This window comes from Kibdelosporangium phytohabitans (genome assembly GCF_001302585.1).
Lineage (GTDB): Bacteria > Actinomycetota > Actinomycetes > Mycobacteriales > Pseudonocardiaceae > Kibdelosporangium > Kibdelosporangium phytohabitans.
The window spans coordinates 3,951,566-3,976,136 of sequence record NZ_CP012752.1; the positions used below are offsets into that span (position 1 = coordinate 3,951,566).

4 protein-coding genes (1 of these 4 only partly in view) are annotated in these 24,571 nt (G+C 70.8%); all 4 read left to right on the forward strand.

Annotated features, from left to right (window positions below; genetic code table 11):
• Tightly spaced (each overlapping or abutting the next), the 4 genes in view from panD to AOZ06_RS18210 form a layout consistent with a single transcriptional unit that may run on beyond the window.
• Positions 1 to 420, forward strand: a complete 420-nt coding sequence (gene panD / locus AOZ06_RS18195) for an aspartate 1-decarboxylase (protein ID WP_054290500.1) — start codon at positions 1 to 3, stop codon at positions 418 to 420.
• On the forward strand, positions 413 to 10,180 hold the full coding sequence (locus AOZ06_RS18200; RefSeq protein ID WP_054290501.1) for a non-ribosomal peptide synthetase: 9,768 nt from the start codon (positions 413 to 415) through the stop codon (positions 10,178 to 10,180). Before panD ends, AOZ06_RS18200 begins: the two co-directional genes overlap by 8 nt.
• Positions 10,177 to 23,703, forward strand: a complete 13,527-nt coding sequence (locus tag AOZ06_RS18205) for a non-ribosomal peptide synthetase (protein ID WP_054290502.1) — start codon at positions 10,177 to 10,179, stop codon at positions 23,701 to 23,703. Before AOZ06_RS18200 ends, AOZ06_RS18205 begins: the two co-directional genes overlap by 4 nt.
• On the forward strand, positions 23,688 to 24,571 hold the beginning of the coding sequence (locus AOZ06_RS18210; protein ID WP_054290503.1) for a non-ribosomal peptide synthetase. 5,125 nt of this gene lie beyond the right edge of the window; the window shows 884 of its 6,009 coding nt (coding positions 1–884); its start codon is at positions 23,688 to 23,690; the stop codon falls past the right edge of the window. Before AOZ06_RS18205 ends, AOZ06_RS18210 begins: the two co-directional genes overlap by 16 nt.

Below are 24,571 nucleotides of genomic sequence, written 5' to 3' on the forward strand. Positions count from 1 at the left end.
GTGCTGCGCACGGTGCTCAACGGCAAGATCCACCGGGCGACCGTCACCCAGGCGGACCTGCATTACGTCGGGTCGCTGACGATCGACGAGGAGCTGATGAAGGCGGCCGACATCCGCGAGGGAGAGCGGGTGCAGGTCGTGGACATCACCAACGGCAACCGGTTGGAGACCTATGCCATCACCGGCGAACCGGGCACCGGTGTCATCGGTGTGAACGGTGCCGCCGCGCACCTGGTCCACCCCGGTGACCTCGTCATCATCATCACGTACGTGGCTGTCGCCGAGGACGCGCTCGACGCGCACCTGCCGAAGGTCGTGCACGTCAACGCGTCGAACCAGATCATCGAACTGGGCAAGGACCCGGCCGCCCCGGTCCCGGGGGAGCCGGCACTCGTCAGCGGCCGTGCCGCCAATGCCTGAGGTGCTGCCGCTCACCACGGCGCAGCTCGGCATCTGGCTCGGTCAGCGCCTCGACCAGAGCAGCCCCGCCTACAACGTCGGTGGCTACGTGGAGATCCACGGACCCGTCGACGCGGGGCTGCTCGAGCGGGCGTGCCAGGAGGTGATGCTCGAAGCCGAGACGTTGCGCGTCCGCGTGGACGGTGACACCCAGCGGATCACGGACACCTCGTGTGAGCTGTCGGTGCACGAGCTGAGCCCGGCGGACTCCGCGGCCTGGATGCGTGCGGACATGGCGCAGCCGGTCGATCCGCGGTGGGAGCCGGTGTTCGCGCCGTCGCTGCACCGGATCGGCCCGGATGTGTGGCGCTGGTACGTGCGCTGCCACCACATCGCGATCGACGGGTACAGCTTCCCGTTGGTGTGCAAGCGAGTCGCTGAGATCTACACCGAACTGGTGACGGGCAAGGACCGCAGCCCGTCCCCGTTCGCCCCCTTGCGGCTGCTGGTCGAGCGCGACCGGGAGTACCGCGAGTCACCGGACTTCGCGGCGGACGCGGAGTTCTGGTCACGCCAGCTCGGCGGTTCCGCGCCCACCCTGTCGGGCAGGCGATCCTCACGGGCCAAGGCGTTCACCCGCCACAGCTTCGAGTTGCCCGGTGAGCTGGCCACGCGGGCACGTGCGGTCAAGAAGACCTGGGCCGACGTGGCCATCGCCGCGTTCGCGTCCTACCTCGGCGTGATGACCGGTACACCGGACGTCCGGATCGGTGTACCCACAACGGATCGCGTCGGCGCCGCGCTGCTGCGTGTTCCCGGCATGGCGGCGAATGTGTTGCCGCTGCGGGTGGACCTCGGCGGCGACGTGGTGTCCGGTGTGGCCGACGGCCTCAAGGCGCTGCGGGCGCACCAGCGCTACCGGATCGAGGACCTGGTCACCGCCAACGGCGGCAACGTCCGTGACCTCTTCGGGCCGAGCGTCAACATCAAGTTCTTCGACTACGGCTTCACCTTCGGCGCCACACCGGGCGTGTTCCACAACATCGCGGCAGGCCCTGTCGACGACGTGACAGTGTCGGTCTACCACGGCTCCGGCCGGTTCGCCGTCGACTTGGACTTCAACACCGAGACCTACAGCGAGTCCGAGGCCGCCGCGCACACGCGCCGGTTCGCCGAGTACGTCAACGCTTTCACCGAGCGGTTGTCGGGCGACGGCATCGAACTTGCCGAGCAGGCCGAAGCGCGCAAGCGCGGCGGTCACCTGGTCGGACCAGGCGCGAGCACCCCCGTGTCGCTGGTCGAGGCGTTCCGTGACCAGGCCATCCGGACCCCGTTCGCCGTCGCGCTGCGGGACGGCACTCGCACGTGGACCTTCGCCGAACTCGACGCGCGATCCGCGCAGGTGGCGGGCACGCTCACCGGTCACAGCGTGATCGCGTTGGCGTTGCCGAGGTCCGCGGAGTACGTCGTCGCGATCCTGGCGGTGGCACGCAGTGGCGCCGCGTGGTTGCCGCTCGACATGACCCAACCCGCTGAACGCCGCCGCCGGGTGATCGAGGACAGCGGAGCCACGCTCGTTCTGGAGAGCCTGCCGCCGGGCGAGGGCAGGACGGACTTCACGCCGCACCTCGACAGCCTGGCGTACACGATCTACACATCGGGATCGACCGGGACACCCAAGGGCGTGCAGGTCAGTCACCGCGCGCTGGGCAGCTTGCTGGCGAGTCACCGTCGTGGCCTGATGGCCCGCTTCGCCGGAAAGCGGCTGCGGATCGGCCACATGACGTCGTTCTCGTTCGACGCGGCGGTGGACGCTCTGCTGTGGATGGTCGCCGGCCACGAACTCGTTGTCGTGGAGGACTACCGCGACGCGCGGGCGCTGGTGCGGGCGATCCGCGCCGAACGACTGGACTATGTGGACGTCACGCCGACCTACCTGGCGGAACTCGTCCTCCAAGGACTGTTCGACGAACACCGGCCGTCGGTCGTGGTCTTCGGCGGCGAAGCGGTCCCCGCGGACGTATGGGACAAGCTCGCCGGTTACCCGGATGTGCTCGCGGTCAACACCTACGGCCCGACTGAGTACACAGTGGACGCAACGCAGGGGATCGTCACCTCAGGCGTGCACCCGCACATCGGTCACCCGATCGGCACCACCCGCTGCCTGGTCCTGGACGCCCGGCTCCAGCCGGTGCCGCCGGGCGCGCCAGGCGAGTTGTACCTCACCGGCCCCGGGCTGGCCCGTGGATACACCGGCGAACCAGGACTGACCTCGACGCGGTTCGTGGCGGATCCGTTCGGCCACGGCAGGCGGATGTACCGGACCGGCGACCTGGTGCGCGTCGGCGAGCACGGCCTGGAATACCTCGGCCGGGTCGACGACCAGGTGAAACTCCGCGGCTTCCGGATCGAGCCACGCGAGGTCGAGCACGTGATCGCGGCCCATCCGGCGGTGGCCCGGTGCGCGGTCGTTCCCGTTGAACTCGACTCCGGGATCGCTCTCAGCGCGTACGTCGTCGCCGCGGGACAGCTCGACCCGGCGGCGGTTCTCGCGCACGCGCGGCTGGGCCTGCCCGAGTACATGGTTCCGGCCGCTGTCGTCGAAGTGGCTGCGCTTCCCCTGACTGAGCAGGGAAAACTCGACGTTCGCGCGTTGCCCGTCCCCGAACCGGGTGTGGCGGAGTACCGCGAGCCGCACACCGAGGCGCAGCGCGAGGTCTGCGCCCTGTTCGCCGAGCTGCTCGGCCGGGACCGGGTCGGCCTGGACGACGACTTCTTCGCACTCGGCGGGCACTCCCTGCTCGCCGGGCGGCTCGCCGCGGCGCTGAACACGGACTTGCGTGACGTCTTCACCGCGCGCACCCCGGCGGCACTGGCCGGGATGTCCCGCGCGGACGCCCGGCCGCCGCTGGTGAAACGCCGCACCGGCGACGACGTGCCGCTGTCCCCGTCGCAGTCCCGGTTCTCCTTCGCCGACCAGCTCGCCGGGCCGAGCCCGGTGCACAACGTGCCGTTCGTGCTGCGGTTCCCCGGCGAACTCGACGAAGAAGCGTTGGCGCGGGCCATCGAGGACGTGGTAGCCCGGCACGAGTCGCTGCGGACGTTGCTGGAGCACAAGGACGCACGCGGCCGACAGGTCGTCGTCCAGCCGTCGGCACGGCTGACCACGGGCGGCAACGTCGAGGAACTCGTCCGAGTGCCGTTCGACCTGGCCGCCGAACCTCCGTTCCGCGCACACCTGCTGCGCAAGGCCGATGGTGACGTGCTCGTGCTGGTGCTGCACCACAGCGCAGCCGACCACGGCTCCACGGCACCGCTCCTGGCCGACCTCACGACGGCGTACGAGGCTCGGATCGCCGGTGTGGCACCGGGTTGGGCACCTTTGCCCGTGCAGTACCGGGACTACACGGTGTGGTTCGAACGTGTCCTGGCTGAGCGGGCCGGGCGGCAGGCGGACTTCTGGCGGGATCGCCTGGCGGGCAGCCCGGTGGAGATCGACCTGCCGATGCGGCGCAGCCGGCCCGCGGAACCGACGTCGACCGGCGGCGTCGTGACGCTGCCGGTCGCCGCGGTCGCCCACCGCGCGTTGACCGAGTGCGCCCGGACAGCGGGCGTCACGACGTTCACCGTGTTGCAGACCGCGGTCGCGATCATGCTGGAACGCTTGGGCGCAGGCGAGGACGTGCCACTGGGCACGCCGGTCGCGGGCCGCCCGGATGCGCAGTTGCGTGACCTGGTGGGGTGCTTCCTCAACACGGTCGTGCTGCGCACCGACCTGAGCGGCGACCCGACTGTCACACAACTGCTGGCCAAGGTGCAGGAATCGAACGCGGAGGCGTTCGCCAACGCGGATCTGCCGTTCGACCGGGTCGCCGAAGCGGTCAACCCGCCACGGATCCCGGGACGGCATCCGCTGTTCCAGGTGATGGTCGTGCACGAGCACGGCACCGGCGACGTGATCACCCTCGGCGGTCTGACCGGCCGGGTGCGGATGGCCGACACCGGCACGGCCAAACTCGACCTCACGGTGAAGTTCGTCGAACGCGCCGCCGGGATCGACGTCAAGCTGGAGTACTCGGCGGACCTGTTCACCGAGGACAGCGTGCACGACATCGCGACCGCGCTCGGCACGGTCCTGCGTGACCTGCCTGGCAAGGCGGGCCAGCCGGTGTCCCGGGTGCTGGCCACCGACGCGCCTGCGCTGGTCGGCGCCCAGGTCGCGGTCCCCGACAAGACCCTCGCCGACCTGCTCGCCGACGCGGCCGAGGCCCACGGGGACAGGTTCGCGCTCAGCTTCGGCGCGACTCGGCTGACCTACGCGGAATTCGACGACTACACCACACGGGTCGCGACGGGCCTGCGGGCACGCGGTGCGGGCGCGGGCACGATCGTCGCGGTCGACATCGCTCGTTCGATCGAACTCGTCGTGGCGTTGCACGCGGTCGTGAAGGCCGGAGCGGCGTACCTGCCGCTGGATCCGGACCACCCGGCCGAACGCAAGCAGCTCATGCTCGACGACGCCCAGCCGGTGGTCACACTGACCGCCGAGGACGTGCGTGGCCTGCGAGCAACCGAACCCGGTGAGCTGGAAGCGGTCACTCCGGCGGGGCCCGCGTACGTCATCTACACCTCCGGGTCGACAGGACGCCCCAAGGGCGTTGTGGTGCCGCACAAAGCGATCGTCAACCGTCTCTTGTGGATGCAGCACGCGTACCCGCTCGGCGCGGACGACCGGGTGCTGCAGAAGACCCCGGCCGGGTTCGACGTGTCGGTGTGGGAGTTCTTCTGGCCACTGCTGACCGGCGCCGGACTGGTCGTCGCCGAACCCGGTGGCCACCGCGATCCCGCGTACCTCGCCGACGTGATCAACCGCGAAGGCGTCACCACGCTGCACTTCGTGCCGTCCATGCTGCGGGCGTTCCTGACCGACCCCGGCGCCAGGACCTGCACGGGACTGCGCCGCGTGTTCTGCAGCGGTGAGGCGTTACCAGGGGAGACCGCGGCCCAGTTCCGCGCCACGCTCGGTGTCGAGCTGCACAACCTTTACGGCCCAACAGAAGCAGCGGTCGACGTGACCACGTGGCCGGTGATCGAGACCGACACCGTGCCGATCGGACGGCCGGTCTGGAACACGGCCACGTACGTCCTGGACAGGTCGCTGCGACCGTGTCCGCCCGGTGTGCCGGGAGAGCTGTACCTGGCCGGACGGCAGCTGGCCACGGCCTACCTCAACCGGCCCGGCCTGACCGCGGACCGGTTCGTCGCCAGCCCGTTCGACGCGGGCGCCAGGATGTACCGGACCGGCGACCTGGTCCGGCGCAGGCGTGACGGCGTACTGGAATACCTGGGACGCACCGACTTCCAAGTCAAGATCCGCGGTGTGCGGATCGAACTCGGCGAGGTCGAGAGCGCACTGCTGCGTCATCCCGGTGTGACCGCTGCCGCTGCCGCCGCGAAGGTCGACCGCAACGGCAACACACGCCTCGTCGGATACGTCGTCCCCGCGACCATCACCCCGGAAGACGTGCGCACGACAGTGCTCGGAGTCGTACCGGAGGCGCTTGTTCCCGCGGTGATTGTGCCGTTGGCCGATCTTCCGTTGTCCGCCAACGGGAAACTCGACCGCAAGGCGTTGCCGGACCCGGCACCGCGGGTTGAACCAGTGGTGGCCGACGGTCCGACAGACGTCGTGCGGCGGGCGTTCGCCGAGGTCCTTGGCGCGGACGCGGTCGACCCGGACACCGGGTTCTTCGCGCTCGGCGGTGACAGCATCCTGGCGATCAGCCTGGTCACCAAGCTCAAGGCGGCAGGCCTGCGAGCCGGAGTGAAAGACGTGTTCGCCCACCAGAGCGCCGCCGACCTGGCTCGCGCGCTGAAACCGGCCGGCACCACCGGCGTGAGGGCATCGCGGGCACCGACCGGGCCGATCCCGTTGACGCCGATGCTGCACTGGCTACGGGAAACCGCCGGACCTGCCAGCCAGACCACGACCATCGACCTGCCCGGCGCCGTTACCGAAGCTCGGTTCCAGGCCGCGGTGCGTGCGGTCGTCGACCGTCACGAGATGCTGCGGGCACGGTTGCGGGTGAGCCCGGACGGGTTCTGGTCCTTGGACGTCCCCGAGGTCCCGGCGGAGCCGTTCGGCGAGTTGGACCCGTCCGTGGGGCGCAGCAGCGTCTGGCGGCTGGTGGGTGGCAAGCGTGTCGAAGTGACCGTGCACCACCTCGGGATCGACGCGGTGTCGTGGCACGTCATCGAAACCGGCCTGCACGCCGCCCTGCGCGGAAACGAGTTGCCCGCTGTGCGGCCGTTCCGTGACTGGGCGTCGGCGCTTGTGGAACGCGCCCAGACCGCGGAGATCCTGTCCCAGTTCGGGTACTGGCGCTCGATCTCCTTCGACGAGGTTCTGGCGAAGGGCGCGGGAAAGGCCGGGATCGTCCGGCGTTCGATCCAGCTCGGTGCATTGTGGACCGATGCGGAGCGGAAGTTCCGTGCCAACGGCCAGGACGTGCTCCTCACCGCGATCGCTCTGACGCTCGGCGGGACGGCGACCGTCGCCCTTGAAGGACACGGTCGCGACGACGACAACGCCGGAATGGTCGGCTGGTTCACCACGCTCTACCCGGTCCGGGTCGACGCGACCGAGGACGCGTTGCGCGCGGTGAAGGAACAGCTGCGTGCTGTCCCGGACGGCGGCATCGGCTACGGCCTGCTGCGGTACCTCAACCCGCAGACCGCGGCGGCCTTCACCGGACAGCCTGAGCTGCTGGTGAACTTCCTCGGCCGCCGCGACGAGGACATCGTCGCCGCCGGTGAACCGGCCAGTGCGCTGGAACTCACGGCGTACACCAAGCCGGACGGCACGCTGGAAGTCCTCTTCGGACACTCCGCCGACTACGCGGGCGACGTCGTGACAGCGTTCCTCGACCGGCTGACCGAGCGGTTGCGCCACCTGGCCCACGATGTCGCCGCGGCCACCGGCAGCCGCACCCCGTCCGACCTGACCAGGCGTGGCGTGCCGCAGCACGAGATCGACCGGCTGGGCGGCGACTGGCTCGACGTCGTCCCGGTGTCGCCGCTGCAGGAAGGCCTGCTCGCGCTCGCCCACACCCGCCCGGCCGCACTGGACGTCTACACCGTCCAGATCATCCTGCACTTCGGCGAGCCACTGGACGCGGACCGGCTGACCGACGCGTTGACCACGCTGATCAGCCGCCATCCCGCACTGCGGACCGGTTTCCGGTACCTGGAGTCGGGCGCGGCCGTCGGTGTCGTGCACGACGACGGCCCGGTCGCGCTCGAAGCGACCGGCGACATCGAGGAACTGGCCCGACGGCACCGGACCGAACGGTTCGACCTGACCGCGCCGCCGCTGTTCCGGTTCGGCCACCACGACCGGACACTGGTCATCACCGGCCACCACCTCGCATGGGACGGCTGGTCGTCACCGCTGCTGGTCAACGAACTGCTCGCGTTGTACGCGGGCGACACGCCCCCTGTCACGACCGCCCATCGGGAGTACCTGTCCTGGCTGGCCGCTCGTGACGAGAACGCGGACCTGGACGCGTGGCGGCCGGTTCTCGACGGTCTCGCCGCGCCGTCGATGCTGGTGCCCGCGCAGGACAGCCCAGCGGACGAACTGCCCGCTGAACTCACCGTCGAGCTCGACCGCAAGACGTCCGACGCGATCCGCAGACAGGCCAGTGCGCACGGCCTGACGATGAACACACTGCTGCAAGGCGCGTGGGGCCTGACGCTCGCGCGGCTGCTGGACAGCGGTGACGTCGTGTTCGGGATGACCGTGTCGGGCAGGCCGCCCGAGATCGAGGGCATCGATTCGGCGATCGGCATGTTCGTCAACACCGTGCCCGCCCGCGTCAGCCTGGCGGCCGGCGACACGATCGCCGACGCGCTGCACCGCTTGCAGGACCGGCAGGCGTCCACTGTGGAACACCAGTACGCCGGTCTTGCGCGGCTGCAGCGGATGGCGGGAATCGGCCCGTTGTTCGACAGCCTGGTCGTGTTCGAGAACTACCCGCTGGACGCCGTCGGCGGGCCGGTCGGGATCGAGGCCGACGACGCCACGCACTACCCGGTCACGTTGACGCTGTTGCCCGGTGAGCAGTTCGGGATCTCGCTGAAGTACCGGACCGACTGCGTCACCGAGGCCGAGGCCACGCGGATCCTGCGCGTCTACACCGACCAGGTCGAGCTCTGCGCGGCCGGTCTGCACCACAGGATCGAAGGTCTCCCGGTCGCCAAGGCCGTCACGCGGGCAAGGACTGTGCCCGGCCACGCGCGCCCGTCCACCGACGGCGAAGCCACCCTGGTCGAACTGTTCAAGCAGGTCCTGGACCTGACGGCGGCCGGAGCGGCGGACAGCTTCTTCGCGCTGGGCGGTGACAGCATCCTCGCGATCCAGCTGTCGGCGAAGGCACGGGCAGCCGGGTTGCGGTTCACCGCGGCGGATGTCTTCGAACACAGAACCCCGTCCGCGCTCGCGGCGATCGCCGCCGCGCCCGCGGAGGCGGAGCCGGACCAGGACGGTGGTGCGGCGGGGCTGACCCCGATCGCGCACTGGCTGCTGGACCAGGACGGGCCGTACGAGACCTACAGCCAGCGAATGATCGTCCGGCTTCCCGAAGGCGTGACCGCGCAACGGGTGCAGCACGCGATCGAGAAAGTCGTCCGCCGCCACCCGATCCTGTGCGCACGGTTGACCGACCGGTCGCTGGAACCCGGCTACGGCAAGGTGCCCCAGTTGGACGCGGGAGAGGGCCTCGACCCGGCCAACGGCGTGATGACCGCGTGGGCGTTGCGGCCGGAAGGGCTGATGATCACCGTGCACCACCTCGTGATGGACGGCGTCTCGTGGCGGATCCTGCTGCCGGACCTCGCCGCGGCCTACGACGGCGAGGAACTGGCTCCGGTTGGCACGTCCTACGCGCGCTGGACCTCGCTGCTGGCCGCCGACGCACACCGGCGGACCGCCGAGATCGACCACTGGAAGGCGGCGCTGGACACCCGGCCACTGCTGCCGGTGGGCGACCGGTCCGGTGACGTCGCCGCCAACCAGCGGGAACTCACCTCGGAACTGTCCGATGAGGACACCGACGCGCTGACTCGCGAGGCCACCGGGGCGTTCCACACCGGCCCGGAGGAGATCCTGCTCAGCGCGCTGGCGCTGGCGCTGGACGACGCCGTGTCCGTGATGCTCGAAGGGCACGGCCGCGTCGACGAGGAGTTCGCGGGCACCGACACCAGCCGGACCATCGGCTGGTTCACCACGATGTACCCGGTCCGGCTGGACGTGGCCGGGCACGACGTGGCCGAAGCGGTCAAACGCGTCAAGGAGACCCTGCACGCCACCCCGGGCAAGGGCATCGGCTACGGCCTGCTCATGCGGGACGCGGCCGTGCCGCAGCTGCGGTTCAACTACCTCGGCAGGTTCACCGCGGGAGCGGGCAAGCCGTGGCAGCCGGTCGACGCGACCGAGCCGCTGTCCGGGGACGTGGACGACCGCATGCCGCTCCCGTTCGCGGTCGACATCACGGTCGCCGCCGTCGCCGGGAAGCTGCGGATCAGGTGGGCGTGGGCGCCGAGCGTGCCCGGCGAGCAGGTCCACGCCTACGCCGAGGCGTTCCGGACGCAGTTGCTGCGACTGGCACGCAGTGTCCGCGACGACGGCGCGGGCGGCCACACGCCGTCCGATTTCGGTTTGATCGACGACCTCACCCAGGACGAGGTCGACGAGTTCGACGAGCTCTGGAGGACCTCGTGAACGCCCAGCCCGGCCTGTCGGACGTTCTGCCGCTGTCGCCGTTGCAGCAGGGATTGATGTTCTGGGCGTCCTACGGCGGCGCGGCCGGTGACGTCTACACCGTGCAGAAGACGCTGGACCTCGACGGCCCGGTCGACCCCAAGACGCTCAAGGCGGCCGCCGAGGCGCTGCTGCGGCGGTATCCGAACCTGCGCGCCGGGTTCCGGTTGCGCCGCTCGGGGGAGCCGGTCGCGCTGATCCCCGCCGAGGTCGAGCTGCCGTGGGCCGAGGTGGACCTGGGCGACCCGGCCGAGGTCGAGGCCGCGGTGGACGCGGAGCGGGCGAGGCCGTTCGACCTCGGCCGCCCGCCGCTGGTGCGGTTCCTGCTGATCAAGCGCTCCGACGACGAGTTCACCCTGGTGTTCACCCACCACCACATCCTGCTCGACGGCTGGTCGGCGCCGTTGCTCGTGCGCGAGCTGTTCGAGCTGTACGCGGCCGCAGGGTCGGACGTGGGCATGCCCGCGCCCGCGCGGTTCCGCGACCACCTCGTCTGGGTGTCCAAACAGGACAGGACGAGGTCGCTCGCGGCGTGGAACCGTTATCTCGACGGTGTCACCGAACCGACTCTGGTCGCTGCCGGGCACGACCTGCACGCCCGCAGCGAGCCGCAGGAGGTCACCACCTGGCTCGACGAGGTGACGACCACGGCCGTGCAAACGCTTGCCCGGCGTTGCGAGGTCACCGTGAACACCGTCCTGCAGGCGGTGTGGGCGCTGGTGCTCAACGAGCTGACCGGACGCGGGGACGTCACGTTCGGGCTCACCGGTTCCGGCCGGTCCACCGACCTGCCGAGGGCCGAACAGATCATCGGCCTGCTGATCAACACCACGCCGGTCCGCGTCACCGTCCGGCCCGGCGAACCGGTCTCGTCGCTGCTGGGCCGGATCCAGTCCGGTCAGGCCAAGCTGATCGCCCACCAGTACCTCGGCCTCGCCGACATCCAGGCGGGCCGGGTCGACGGCGAGCTGTTCGACACGTTCACCGTGCTGGAGAACTACCCGATCGACGCCGAGGAGCTCGACCGGCTCGGCGAACGCGCCGGGCTGCGGGTGTCCGCTGTGGACGGAACCGACGGCAGCCACTACCCGCTGGGCGTGGTGGCCACGCCTGGTGAACGTTTGCGCCTGGACATCCGCTACCGCGCCGAGGTTGTCCCCGCCGACGTGGCGGTGCGGGTGGCCGACCGGGTCGTGGCGTTGTTCACGGCCATGGCCGCCGATCCCGACCGGCTGGTCGGCCGGATTCCTGTCGTGTCGGCCGCGGAGCACACCGACCTGGTCGAAACGCGCAACCGGACCGCGACCGAGGTCCGTGGCACGACGTTCGGCGAGCTGGTCCACCCGTCGGACGCCCCCGCGGTGATGTTCGAAGGCGTTCAGCTGACGTACGACGAACTCCTCAGCCGCGCCAACCGCTTGGCCAACCACTTGCTCAGCCGTGGCGTCGAGGCCGAGCAAGCGATTGCTGTTGTGCTGCCGCGCGGGATCGAGCAGGTCGTGGCCATGCTCGCGATCGTCAAGGCCGGTGCGGTGTACGTACCGGTCGACGTGGCGTACCCGGCCGAACGCGTGACGCTCCTGCTGTCGGACGCCCGGCCCGCGCTCGTCCTGACCGAGGCCGAGCACCTCGGCGTGCTGCCCGGCACGGCCCCGGTCGTGCTGCTGTCCGAAGTACCGGACGGTTCCGACGCGGAACCGTCCGTCCACATCAGCCCGGACAGCGCCGCGTACGTCATCTACACCTCGGGTTCCACTGGCCGCCCCAAGGGCGTGGTCGTCACCCACCGGGGCTTGCCCAGCCTCGCGCACACCGTCGCCGCGCACTTCCGTCCACGGCCGGGCGACCGGGTGCTGCAGTTCGCCTCGCAGAGCTTCGACACGTCCATCTGGGAATTGCTGATGGCGCTCGCGACCGGGGCGACCGTCGTGATCGCGCCGCCAGAGCGGCGCCTCGGCAGCGCGTTGCAGGACCTCATCGCCGAGTACAGCGTCACGCACCTGACTTTGCCGCCCTCCGCACTGGCCGATGTGGACACCGGAGCTGTCCCGCCGGACGCCGTGGTGATCGTGGCGGGCGAGGCCTGCCCGCCGGAACTGGCGCGGCGCTGGGTGGAGGCCGGGCACCGGCTGTTCAACTCATACGGCCCGACCGAGACCACAGTGGACGCGACGCTGTGGGAAGCCAACCGCGACGGCACAACGGGTTCGGCGCTGCCCATCGGCACACCAGTGCACAACACGAGTGTCTACGTCCTCGACGACCTGCTGCGGATCGTTCCGGTCGGCGCGATCGGCGAGCTGTACGTCGGCGGCACGGGCCTGGCCCGCGGCTACTCCGGTAACCCCGGGCTGACCGCGACACGGTTCGTCGCCAGCCCGTTCCGGCCGGGCGAACGCCTGTACCGCACCGGCGACCTCGTGCGCTGGCGGGCTGACGGGCAGCTGGAGTTCGCCGGGCGCGCGGACCACCAGGTGAAGATCCGCGGTTTCCGCGTCGAACCCGGCGAGGTCGAGTCGGCACTGCTCGCCCAGCCGGGCGTGAGCGGTGCTGTGGTCGTCGCCGACGAGCACGAGTCCCTCGGCACGCGGCTCGTCGCGTACGTCGCCGGCGTGACCGCGGGTCTGCACGAGCAGTTGAGCCGGTCACTGCCGGAGCACATGGTGCCGTCGGTGTTCGTCGAGCTGGAGTCGTTCCCGTTGACGCCCAACGGGAAGATCAACCGGGCCGCGCTGCCGAAGCCCGCGTCGAACGCAGTGACCACGGCGCGCGTGGAGGTCGATCCACGGCTGAGCCTGATGTGCGGTGTGTTCGCGGCTGTGCTGGAAGTGCCCGAGGTCGGTGCGGACGACAGCTTCTTCACGCTCGGCGGGCATTCGCTGCTGGTGACCAGGCTGCTGTCGCGGATCGGCGCGGTCTTCGGCGCCACCGCCGCGATCCGGGACGTGTTCGAGGCGTCCACCCCGCGCGGCCTGCTGCACCGGCTGGCCAAGAACGACCGGCCCGCACTGGTACGCGCGGATCGCTCCGGCCCGCTGCCGCTGTCGGACGCGCAGCGCAGACTGTGGTTCCTGCACCGCCTCGACGGCCCGAGCGCCGCGTACAACATCCCGTCCGTGCTGCGGCTCAGCGGTGAGTTGAACGTGCCCGCGCTGCGGCTCGCACTGTCCGATGTGGTCGAACGGCACGAGAGCCTGCGCACGGTCTTCACCGAGGACGCCCAAGTGGTCCTGCCGCCGGGGGACGTGCCGTTCGAGTTCGCCGAGACGACCGAGGACGACTTGACCGACGCGCTGCGCGTCGCCGCCGGGCACGGCTTCGACCTCGCCGGCGAGATCCCGGTCCGGGCGACCGTGTTCAAGGTGGCCGACGGTGAACACGTCCTGCTCGTGCTGATGCACCACATCGCCGGTGACGAGTGGTCGGTCGGCCCGCTGTTCTCGGACCTGCGGCACGCCTACGAGCAGCGCCGCCACGGCCGCACTCCACAGTGGACGCCGCTGCCCGTGCAGTACGCGGACTACGCCATCTGGCAACGCCGGCAGCTGGACGTCTCGGCGCAGATCGAGTACTGGCAGCGGCAACTGGCCGGTGCGCCGGAGGAACTGGTCCTGCCGTTCGACCGGCCACGCCCGGACATCGCCAGCGACCACGGCGGTTACCACTTCTACGAGCTGTCCGACGACGTCCATCACGCGTTGGTGAAACTGGCCAGGGACAACGACGTCACGGTGTTCATGGTCGTGCAGGCGGCTGTCGCCGTGCTGCTGTCCAAGATGGGTGCCGGAGAGGACATTCCGCTCGGGTCGCCGATCGCGGGCCGTGGCGACGCGGCACTGGAGGACCTGGTCGGGTTCTTCGTCAACACGCTCGTGCTGCGCGTGCGCACCGACGGCGACCCGACGTTCGCCGAGTTGCTGCGCCGCGTCCGTGAGGTGGACCTGGCGGCGTTCGAGCACGCCGATGTCCCGTTCGAGCGGCTGGTCGAGGTGCTCAGCCCGGCCCGGTCGCTGTCACGCAACCCGCTGTTCCAGGTGATGGTCACCCACCAGCACGACCTTGACCTGGATCTCGGCGTCGGCGGCCTGGTCAGCCAGGCGCTGCCGTTCGGTCTCGACAAGGCCAAGTTCGACCTGACGTTCAGCTTCTTCAGCACCGCGGGCACGTTCGGCGCCGGGATCGAGTACGCGACCGACCTGTTCGACGCCGAGACCGTCGCCGCCCTCGCCCAGCGGCTGACCACCTTGATCGGCGCTCTGGTGACGCAGCCGGACAAGCCGATCGGCGCCCATTCGGTTCTGCTGCCGCACGAGCACATGCCCGCACCGCAGCCGTACGGTGAAGGCCCGCTTGTCCCTGAGCTGTTCCGGCTTTCGGCGGTGCGGAACGCGGGCCGGATCGCCATCGACGGCGCCCTGTCCTACGGTCAGCTGACCAAACGCGTCGGCCAGTTGGCGCGGCTGCTGATCACGCGGGGCATCGGCCCGGAGTCCGTGGTCGGCCTGGCCTGCCGTCCGTCCGCGGACCTGGTCATCGGGCTGCTCGCGATCCTGGAGACCGGCGCGGCCTACCTGCCCCTCGATGTGGAGTACCCCGAGGCGCGGCTGCGGCTGATGCTCGACGACGCCCAGCCGCACCTGGTCGTGACCAGCGGCGAGTTCGGCCTCTGGACCGGTCCGAGGCTGGCGCTGGACGACCAGACCGTCCTCGAGCAGCTCGCGGATCTGCCGGGCGGACGCGTCACCGACGAGGAACGGACGCACCCGCTCAGCTCGCAGCACCCGGCGTACGCGCTGTTCACGTCCGGCTCGTCGGGCCGTCCGAAGGCCGTCATCGGCACGCACGGCGCACTCGCCGCGCGGCTGGCGTGGGGACAGCGCGCGCTTCCGGTGAGTGTGCAGGACGTGATCGTCGCCAAGAGCTCGATCAGCTTCGTCGACGGCGGCACCGAACTGCTCGGCGCGCTGCTCGGCGGTGCACGGGTGGTGCTGGCCGATTCGGCGCGGCGCCAGGACGTGCACGCGCTGTCAGACCTGGTCGCCCGGCACCACGGCAGCAGGCTGACGCTGGTGCCGAGCCTGCTGCAGGCGTTGCTGGACGTCGACCCGGCGAAACTGGAGTGCGTGCGCGTCTGGATCTCCAGCGGTGAGGCCCTGCCCGCCGCGCTGGCCGACCGGGTCCGTGCCGCACTGCCCGCCGCGCGGCTCGTCGATCTCTACGGCTGCTCGGAAGCCGGCGGCGACAGCTTGATGTCCGACGGCACGGGCTTCGCGCGCACCGTCGACGGCACCACCGCGTACATCCTGGACAACCGGCTTTCCCCGGTCGCGACCGGCGTGGTCGGCGAGCTTTACCTGGGCGGAGCCGGGATCGCGCGTGGCTACCGGTCCGCCTCGCTGACCGCGGCCCGGTTCGTCGCCGGACCGGACGGCACCAGGCTGTACCGCACGGGCGATCTCGCGCGGCGTGACCGCGACGGCGTGCTCACCCTGCTCGGCCGGGCCGACGACCAGGTCAAGGTCCGCGGTGTGCGGATCGAACCGGCCGAGATCGAGGCCGTACTGACCAGTGTGGACGGTGTGGTGTCGGCCGCGGTCGTGGCACGCGGCAACGAACTCGTCGCCTACGTGGTCGCCGACGACATCACTCCCGTCCGGGCCGCCGCGCGTTCGGCGCTGCCGCCCGGCCTGGTGCCGACTTCGTTCGTGCAGGTACCGGAGATCCCGTTGCTGCCCAACGGGAAAACCGACCGCAAGGCGTTGCGGGACGCCCAGCCGCCCACGGCGGACGCGGTGGAAGCGGAAGTCGCCGGCAGCCGCGAGGAGGTCCTCGCCCAGATCTTCGCCGGCGTGCTCGGGCTGGGCACGATCGGCCTCGACGACAACTTCTTCGACAACGGCGGGCATTCGCTGCTCGCCACGCGTCTCGTGGCACGCATCCGCGCGGTGTTCCAGCGTGAGGTCTCGCTGCGCACTGTGTTCGAGGCGCCCACGGTCCGCGCGCTGGCCGGGCATCTCGACGAACAGACCACCCGTCCGATGCTGATCGCCGCCGAGCGGCCCAGCAGGATCCCGCTGTCCCACGCCCAGCGCGGCCTGTGGTTCCTGGACAAGCTGGAAGGCACGTCGTCGGCGTACACGATGCCGTTCACCGCACGGCTGCACGGCGATGTCAACGTGGCCGCGCTGCGCCAGGCGATCGGCGATGTGATGCAGCGGCACGAGGCACTGCGCACGGTGTTCCGTGAGCACGACGGTGAGCCGTACCAGCAGGTTCTCCCGATGGGGGAGATCCCGTTCACCGCGCACCCGGCCGGGCCGAGCACGGTCGCCGACTGCGTCGCGCGCACCTTCGACCTGGCCGAGGACTTCCCGATCCGGGCCGACCTGATCAGTGACTCCCGCAGGGACCACGTGCTCGTCGTCGTGGTGCACCACATCGTGTTCGACGCCTTGTCGGTCGGCCCGCTGTTCGGTGACCTGGCGAAGGCGTACGCGGCCAGGCTGAGGCTGAAGGCGCCCGACTTCGAGCCGCTGCCGGTGCAGTACGCGGACTACGTGCTGTGGCAGCAGTTGCCGGCCAGCCGGCGACAGGTCGCGCAGCAAGTCGAGTACTGGCGTGGCCGGCTCGCCGGGCTCCCGGACGAACTGGGCATCCCGACCGACCGGCCCCGCCCCACCCACGCGTCCTACCAGGGCGGTTGCGTCGAGCGGGACATCGACGCGCGGCTGCACGCCGGCGTCCGGCGGTTGGCCGGGCAGACCGGGACGACACCGTTCATGGTGCTGCGGACCGCGGTGGCCGTGCTGCTGTCGAAACTCGGCGCGGGACACGACGTCCCGCTGGGCACACCGGTCGGCGGGCGGCCCGACCCGGCGCTGGAGGAGTTGGCCGGGTACTTCGTCAACATGGTCGTGCTGCGCACGGACCTGACCGGTGATCCGTCGTTCGAGGAGCTGCTCGGCCGGGTCCGCGACACCGACCTGGCCGCTTACGCCCACCAGGACGTGCCGTTCGACCAGCTCGTCGACGAACTCGCACCGCGCCGGTCACGCGCGAGGCACCCGCTGTTCCAGGTCATGGTCAACCAGCACCAGCAGTCGCACCTGCCGCGACTGCCCGGGTTGCGCGCCACGTCGCTGACGGCGGGACCGGACACGGCCAAGTTCGACCTCGCGTTCGCGTTCGAACCGCACCCGGACTCCGAGGGACTGGCGCTGTCGGTCAACTACTCGTCCGACCTGTTCGACAACTCCACTGTGGACACGATGGTCTCCCGTCTCGTCCGCGTGCTCGACCAGGCGACCGCCGACAGCACGACCCGGGTGTCCATGGTGGACGTCTGGCTGCCCGGTGAGGAGTTCGGCAACGACACCGGGCACGTCGTCGAGCCGGGCACGGTCGCCGACCGTCTGCTCACGTGCCCGCCGGACGCTGTCGCGCTGGTCCACGGCGACCGGCGGATGACCTACGACGAGCTCATCGAACGCAGCGGCGCGGTCGCCGCGTACCTCACGAAGTGCGGAGTGGGACCGGAAAGTGTTGTCGCGGTAGCTATTCCGCGATCGATCGAGCTGGTTGTGGCGTTGTGGGGCGTGGTGCGGGCCGGTGCGGCGTACGTTCCGGTCGACCCGGACTACCCGGCCGAGCGGCGCGAGCTCATCCAGTCCGACTCAGGCGCCGTGCTGACTCTCACCGCACAGGAGGTCCGGGGCGCGGTCGGTGACTGGACGGATCCGGAGATCCACCCGGACAACGCCGCGTACGTGATCTACACGTCCGGGTCGACCGGGCGGCCCAAGGGCGCGGTCGTGACGCACCGGGCGATCGTGAACCGGCTCGAATGGATGGCCGCCGAGTACGCGATCAGCGGCGACGACCGGATCCTGCAGAAGACACCCGCCGGGTTCGACGTGTCGGTGTGGGAGTTCTTCCTGCCCGCGTTCGCCGGCGCGGCGCTCGTGCTCCTCGATCCGGGCGCGCACCGCGATCCGGCGCTGATCTCCGACGCGATCATCCGCGACGGCGTGACCGTCGCGCACTTCGTGCCGTCGATGCTGCGGGTGTTCCTGGACGCCCAAGTCCCGGCACCGCTGCGTCTGCTGTTCACCAGCGGCGAGGCGCTGCCCGCGGACGTCGCCGCACGGTGCCGTGCCCAGATTCCGGCCGAGCTGCACAACCTCTACGGCCCAACCGAAGCGGCGGTGGACGTCACCCATTGGCACGTGACCGCGGACGGCTCCGTGCCGATCGGCCGCCCGGTGTGGAACACGCAGGTGCACGTGCTCGACCAGGCACTCAGGCCGGTCCCGGCCGGGGTGGTCGGTGAGTTGTACCTCGGTGGCGTGCAGTTGGCCAGGGGCTACCTGGCCCGGCCCGGCTTGACGGCCAGCCGGTTCGTGGCGGACCCGTTCGGCGAGGCGGGTGCCCGGCTCTACCGGACCGGCGACCTCGTCCGTTACCGGGCCGACGGCGCCGTCGAGTACGTGGGCCGCAACGACGACCAGGTGAAGCTCCGCGGGATGCGCATCGAGCTCGGCGAGGTCGAAACGGCTCTGCTGGCCCAGGACGGCGTGCGTGCCGCCGTGGCGGTCGTCCGCGACGACCGGCTCATCGGCTATGTCGTCGGCGAATCCGCCGGTCTGACGGCCGCGCTCGCCGAGCGGCTGCCCGAGCAGCTGGTTCCGTCGGTGATCGTGCCGCTGGACGAGATCCCGTTGCTGCCCAACGGCAAGGTCGACCGCAAGGCCCTGCCCGAGCCGCGGGCGACCGTGGGGGACAGCGCTCTGCGCGACCCGGCCGAGGAACTGCTCGCCGGCGTGCTGGCCGAACTGCTCGGCCTGCGGACAGTCGGCGCGGAGGACGACTTCTTCGCGCTGGGCGGTCACTCGCTGCTCGCCGTGCGGCTGGTGTCCCGGATCCGGACGGTGTTCGGCGCCGAGCTGACCATCTCGGACGTGTTCGACACGCCGACCGTGCGCGGCATCGCGGCTTTGCTGGGGCGCGAGCGTGAACGGCCCGCGCTCGTCCCGGTGACCAGGCCGGACCCCATGCCGCTGTCGCCCGCGCAGCAGCGCCTGTGGTTCATCCACCGGATGGACGGCCCGTCGCCGACGTACAACGTGCCCTTCACCGCCCGGCTCGACGGCCCGCTGAACCTCGACGCGCTGCGTGCCGCGGTCGCCGACGTGGTCGAGCGGCACGAGATCCTGCGCACGGTCTACCCCGACACGGCCACCCCGACCCAGGTGGTCACGACCGGCCGGCAGGTCGCGTTCGACGTGGTCGCCACGAACGAGAACACGCTGCCCAGGCTCCTCGCGGAGGCGGCGCGTCATCCGTTCCGGCTCGCCGAGGAGCTGCCGCTCCGCGTGACGGTCTACAAGCTCGGCGACAACCAACACGTCGTGCTGATGCTGGTGCACCACATCGCGACCGACGAGTGGTCCGCGCGGCCGTTGTTCACCGACCTGGCCACCGCGTACGGCGCCAGGCTCGAAGGTTCGGCCCCGTCGTGGCCCGCGTTGCCGGTCCAGTACGCGGACTACGCGCTGTGGCAGCGTGAACTGCTCGACTCGCCGCTGTCCCAGGCTCAGCTCGGCTACTGGCAGGACACCCTCGCCGGTCTGCCCGGCGAACTGAACCTGCCCGCCGACCGCCCGCGTCCGCCGACCGCCTCGTACCGGGGCGAAGAGGTGGAACTGGACCTGCCCGACGACGTGGCCGCGGCGGTTCGCCGGGTGGCGGCCGAGCACGGCGTCACGGTGTACATGGTCGTGCAGGCCGCGGTCGCCGTGCTGCTGTCCAAGCTCGGCGCCGGTGACGACATCCCGCTGGGGACACCGATCGCGGGCCGGACCGACCCGGCACTGGACAACCTGACCGGGTTCTTCGTGAACACGTTGGTGCTGCGGACGTCCACCGCGGGCAACCCGACGTTCGCCGAGCTGCTTTCCCGGGTCAGGCACACCGACCTCGGCGCGTTCGGGCACGCGGACCTGCCGTTCGAACGGCTCGTGGACCACCTGTCGCCCGAGCGGTCGATGTCGCGGCACCCGCTGTTCCAGGTCGTCGTGACCCACCGGATGCTCGACGAGGAGGACCTCGGCCTGCCGGGAACCACGACGGCCGCCCACGACCCCGGCTTCGTCGTCGCCAAGTTCGACCTGACGTTCACCGTACGGGAAACCGTTGGCGCGGACAGTCTTTCGCTGGCCTTGACGTACGCGCTGGATCTGTTCGAGTCAGCGACCGGCGAAGCCATGGTCGAACGGCTGGCGCACGTGCTGGAAGTGCTCTGCGCCGACCCGGTCGCCCGGCTGTCCGCTGTGGACGTGCTGACCGGCCGCGAACGCGAACTCGTCCTGTCGCAGTGGAACTCCACGGCCCAGCAGGTGCCGGACCTGACACTGGCCGGGCTGTTCGAGGCCCAGGTCGACGCCCGGCCGGACGAGCTGGCACTGGTCGACGGCGACCGGCGGTTCACCTTCGCCGAACTGGACACGCTCGCCAACCGGTTGGCGCAGCGGATCATCGACCGCGGCCTGCCGCCGGAGTCCTTGGTGGCCATCGCGTTGCCGCGGTCGGCGGAGTTCCTCGTCGCGATGTTCGCGGTCGCCAAGGCCGGAGCCGCCTACCTGCCGGTCGACCCCGGCCACCCGGCCGCCCGCGTCCGGCACGTGCTGGACGACGCCGAACCAGCCCTGGTGATCGCCAAGGAGCCCTTGGCGGGCACGGAAGGCGTGCCGATCCTGCTGGTCGGCACCGCCTGGCAGGACGGTCCTGCCGACCGGCCACGGGTCGCGGTCCGCCCCGACGCGCTGGCGTACGTCATCTACACGTCCGGGTCGACAGGCCGCCCCAAGGGCGTCGCGATCCCGCACAGCGGCCTGCCGAGCCTGGTCAGGACCATGGCAGGCGGGTCGGAGAGCGGGCCGGGCAGGCGCCTCGGCCAGTTCGCGTCCTTCTCGTTCGACGTGTCCATGGCCGAGCTGAGCATCTCGATCCTGTGCGGCGCGGCCATGTTCTTGCTGCCGGAGCACGCACGGGCCGGTGCGGAACTCGGCCGGTACGCCACCGCCAACGACCTGACGCACCTCGTGATCCCGCCGTCGGTGGTGTCGTCGCTGCCGGACACGTCCGTGCTCCCGGCAGGGCTGACCTTGATCGTCGGCACCGAGGCGTTGCGGCGTGACCTCGTGCACGCGTGGGCAGGCGGCCGGATCTTCCTCAACGCCTACGGCCCGACCGAGTCCACAGTGAACTCGACGCTCTGGCGTGCCGAGCCGGGCTGGGCCGCGCCGGTGCTGCCGATCGGCAAGCCGGACGTGAACAAGCAGGCCTACGTCCTCGGCCCGGACCTGCGCCCGGTCCCGCCCGGGGTCACCGGTGAGCTGTACCTCGGCGGGGAAGGCCTGGCACGCGGATACCTCGGCCAACCGGGGCTGACGAGCACGCGGTTCGTGGCCAGCCCGTTCACGCCGGGCGAGCGGATGTACCGCACCGGCGACCTCGCCCGGTGGACACCGCACGGCCTGATCGACTACCTGGGCCGCGTCGACGAGCAGATGAAGGTCCGCGGCTACCGGATCGAGCCCGCGGAGATCGAGGCCGCGCTGATCGACCTGCCCGCGGTGAAGGCCGCCGCGGTCGCCGTGCGGGATTCCCAGGACGGCAGGCGCGCGCTCGTCGGCTACCTCGTGGCCGGCACCCCGCTGGACACGGCCGCGGTCGCCGAGGCCGTCGCGCAGGTCCTGCCGGAGTACCTGGTGCCGTCCCAGTGGATGCAGCTGGAGTCGTTGCCGCTGAGCGTGGCCGGGAAACTCAACCGGGACGCCTTGCCGACGCCGGAGTTCGCGCGGGCCTCCGAGGCCGCGCTGCCCGCGCAAGGACGCCGTGAGGAGATCCTGCTCCGGCTGTTCCGCGAACTGCTCGGCCGTGCGGACATCGGTGTCGGCGACGCGTTCTTCGAACTGGGCGGCGACAGCATCCTGTCGATCCAGCTGGTGGCCAAGGCACGGGAAGAAGGCCTCGCCCTGACGCCCCGCAACGTGTTCGAACGCAAGACAGTCCGTGACCTCGCGGTCGTCGCGACGGACCTCGCCGGGCACGGCCCGGACGTGCACGACCCGGGCACCGGTTCGGTCGAGCCGACGCCGATCATGCGGCGGTTCCTGACGCGGCACGTGGCCGTGGAGAAGTTCGGCCAGTCGATGCTGCTCAAACTGCCCGCCGGGATCGATCCGGTCCGGCTCGACCTGGCGCTGCGGTCGGTGCTGCGCACCCACGACATGCTCCGCGCCCGTCTCGAACCGGGACTGGGAATCCTGGTGCCGGAGGAGATCCCGGACTGCCTGCGGGTGATCCGGGTCGCGCCGGGCGAGCAGCCGCCCCGCTCGGAGTTCCTGGCCGCGCGGGAACGGCTCGACCCGTGGGCCGGTGCGATGGTCCAGGCGGTCTGGTTCGACCACGGCGCGCACGCGCCGTCCGAGCTGCTGCTGTTGGTCCACCACCTGGTGATGGACGGCGTGTCGTGGCGGATCCTGCTGCCCGACCTGGAATCCGCGTACGCGGGAGCCGAGCTGCGCCCGGTCCGGACATCGTTCCGCACGTGGGCGGCGGGTCTGGCGCAGGTGTCCAAGGACGATCAGGAACCGTACTGGCGGTCGGTGCTCGGCGGCAGCTCCGCGCGGATCGGCAGCCGCCCGCTGGACTCCGGCGACACGATCGCCACGTTGTCGCGGATCAGCCGGGTGATGGACGTCGGCGAGCTGCTGACCACGGTGCCCGGCAAGCTGCGCGCGACCGTCAACGACGTCCTGCTGACCGGCCTCGCGCTGGCGGCACGCAGCTGGACCGGCCACGACGACCTGCTGCTCGACCTCGAAGGCCACGGTCGTCAGCAGGAACTCGTGCCGGGCGCGGACCTGTCACGAACGATCGGGTGGTTCACCACGATCTACCCGGTCCGCCTGGCGACTGCGGGTGTGGACGTCGACGCGGCCGAACGGGACCCCGCACGGGCCGAAGACGTGCTGAAAGCCGTGAAGCAGCACCTGCGGCAGATCCCCGGCGAAGGCATCGGCTACGGCCTGCTGCGCTCGCTGGACGACGTGCCCACGCCGTCCATCGCCTTCAACTACCTGGGCCGGATGAGCGCGGGAACGCCCACCGACGGCTGGCAGTCCGAAGGCGGGCTCGGAGGCACGGTCGACGAACACCGGGTGGCCGAACACGCGTTGGTCATCGACGCCACCGCGTCGGCCGGCGGCAGCCAGGTCCGCGTCGAATGGGCGTACGCGTCCGGCGTGCTGGCCGAGTCCGAAGTGGCCGAGTTCGCGGCGTTGTGGGAACGGGCTCTACGCGCTGTCGCCGCTGCCGCGGACCGGGAAGGCGCGGGCGGCTACACCCCGGCGGACGTGCCGCTGGCGCGGCTGAACCAGTCCCAGCTCGACAAGATCCAGGCGAAATGGGCGAAGAAGTGAGCATCGCGGACATCCTGCCCCTGTCACCGTTGCAGGAAGGGCTGCTGTTCCTCAGCAGCTACTCCAGCGACGGCGACGACCCGTACACCGTGCAGCTCTCGGTCGACCTGAGCGGGGACCTGGATCCCGCACGGCTGCGGGACGCGGTGCGGGCACTGCTCGACCGGCACCCGAACCTCCGCTCCTGCTTCTGGTTCGAGGACCTCGACCACCCCGTCGCGCTCGTGCCGGAATCGGTCGATCCACCGTGGACGGAGCTGGACCTGACCGGCCTGCCCGACCCGCGTGCCGAGGCAGACCGGGTCGCCGCGGGCCAACTGGCCACCCGGTTCAACCTGGACGAGCCGCCGCTGTTCCGGTTCCACCTGCTGCGCCTGGGTTCCAGCGACCACCGGCTGGTGATCACCAGCCACCACATCATGCTGGACGGCTGGTCCAACGCGTTGCTGGTGCGTGAACTGCTCGAGCTGTACCGCGGTGCCGGGCTGCCACCGGCCGCGCGGTACCGCGACTACCTGGCGTGGCTCGACGGCCAGGACAAGGCACAGAGCATCGAGGCCTGGCGGCAGGTGTTGTCGGACGTGAGGTCCTGCACGCCGTTCTCCGGTGCGCACGCGCCCGGCCCGGCCGACCGGCGGTCCGTGGTGATCGACGACCACGTGGTGGCGGTCGCCCGTGAGCGTGGTCTGACGTTCAACACCCTGCTCGCGGGCGCGTGGCTGACAGTTCTCGGCGAGTTCGCCGGGACGTCCGACGTGGTGACCGGGCAGGTGGTCGCCGGGCGGCCACCCGAGGTGCCCCGCGTCGGCGAGATCATCGGCCTGTTCATCAACACGATCCCGGTCCGCGCGCGGCTGCGGCACGACGA

What these genes read in the sequence shown, in the direction of transcription:
- AOZ06_RS18200 (WP_054290501.1), top strand. Translation starts at nt 413, where the DNA reads ATGCCTGAGGTGCTGCCGCTCACCACGGCGCAGCTCGGCATCTGGCTC.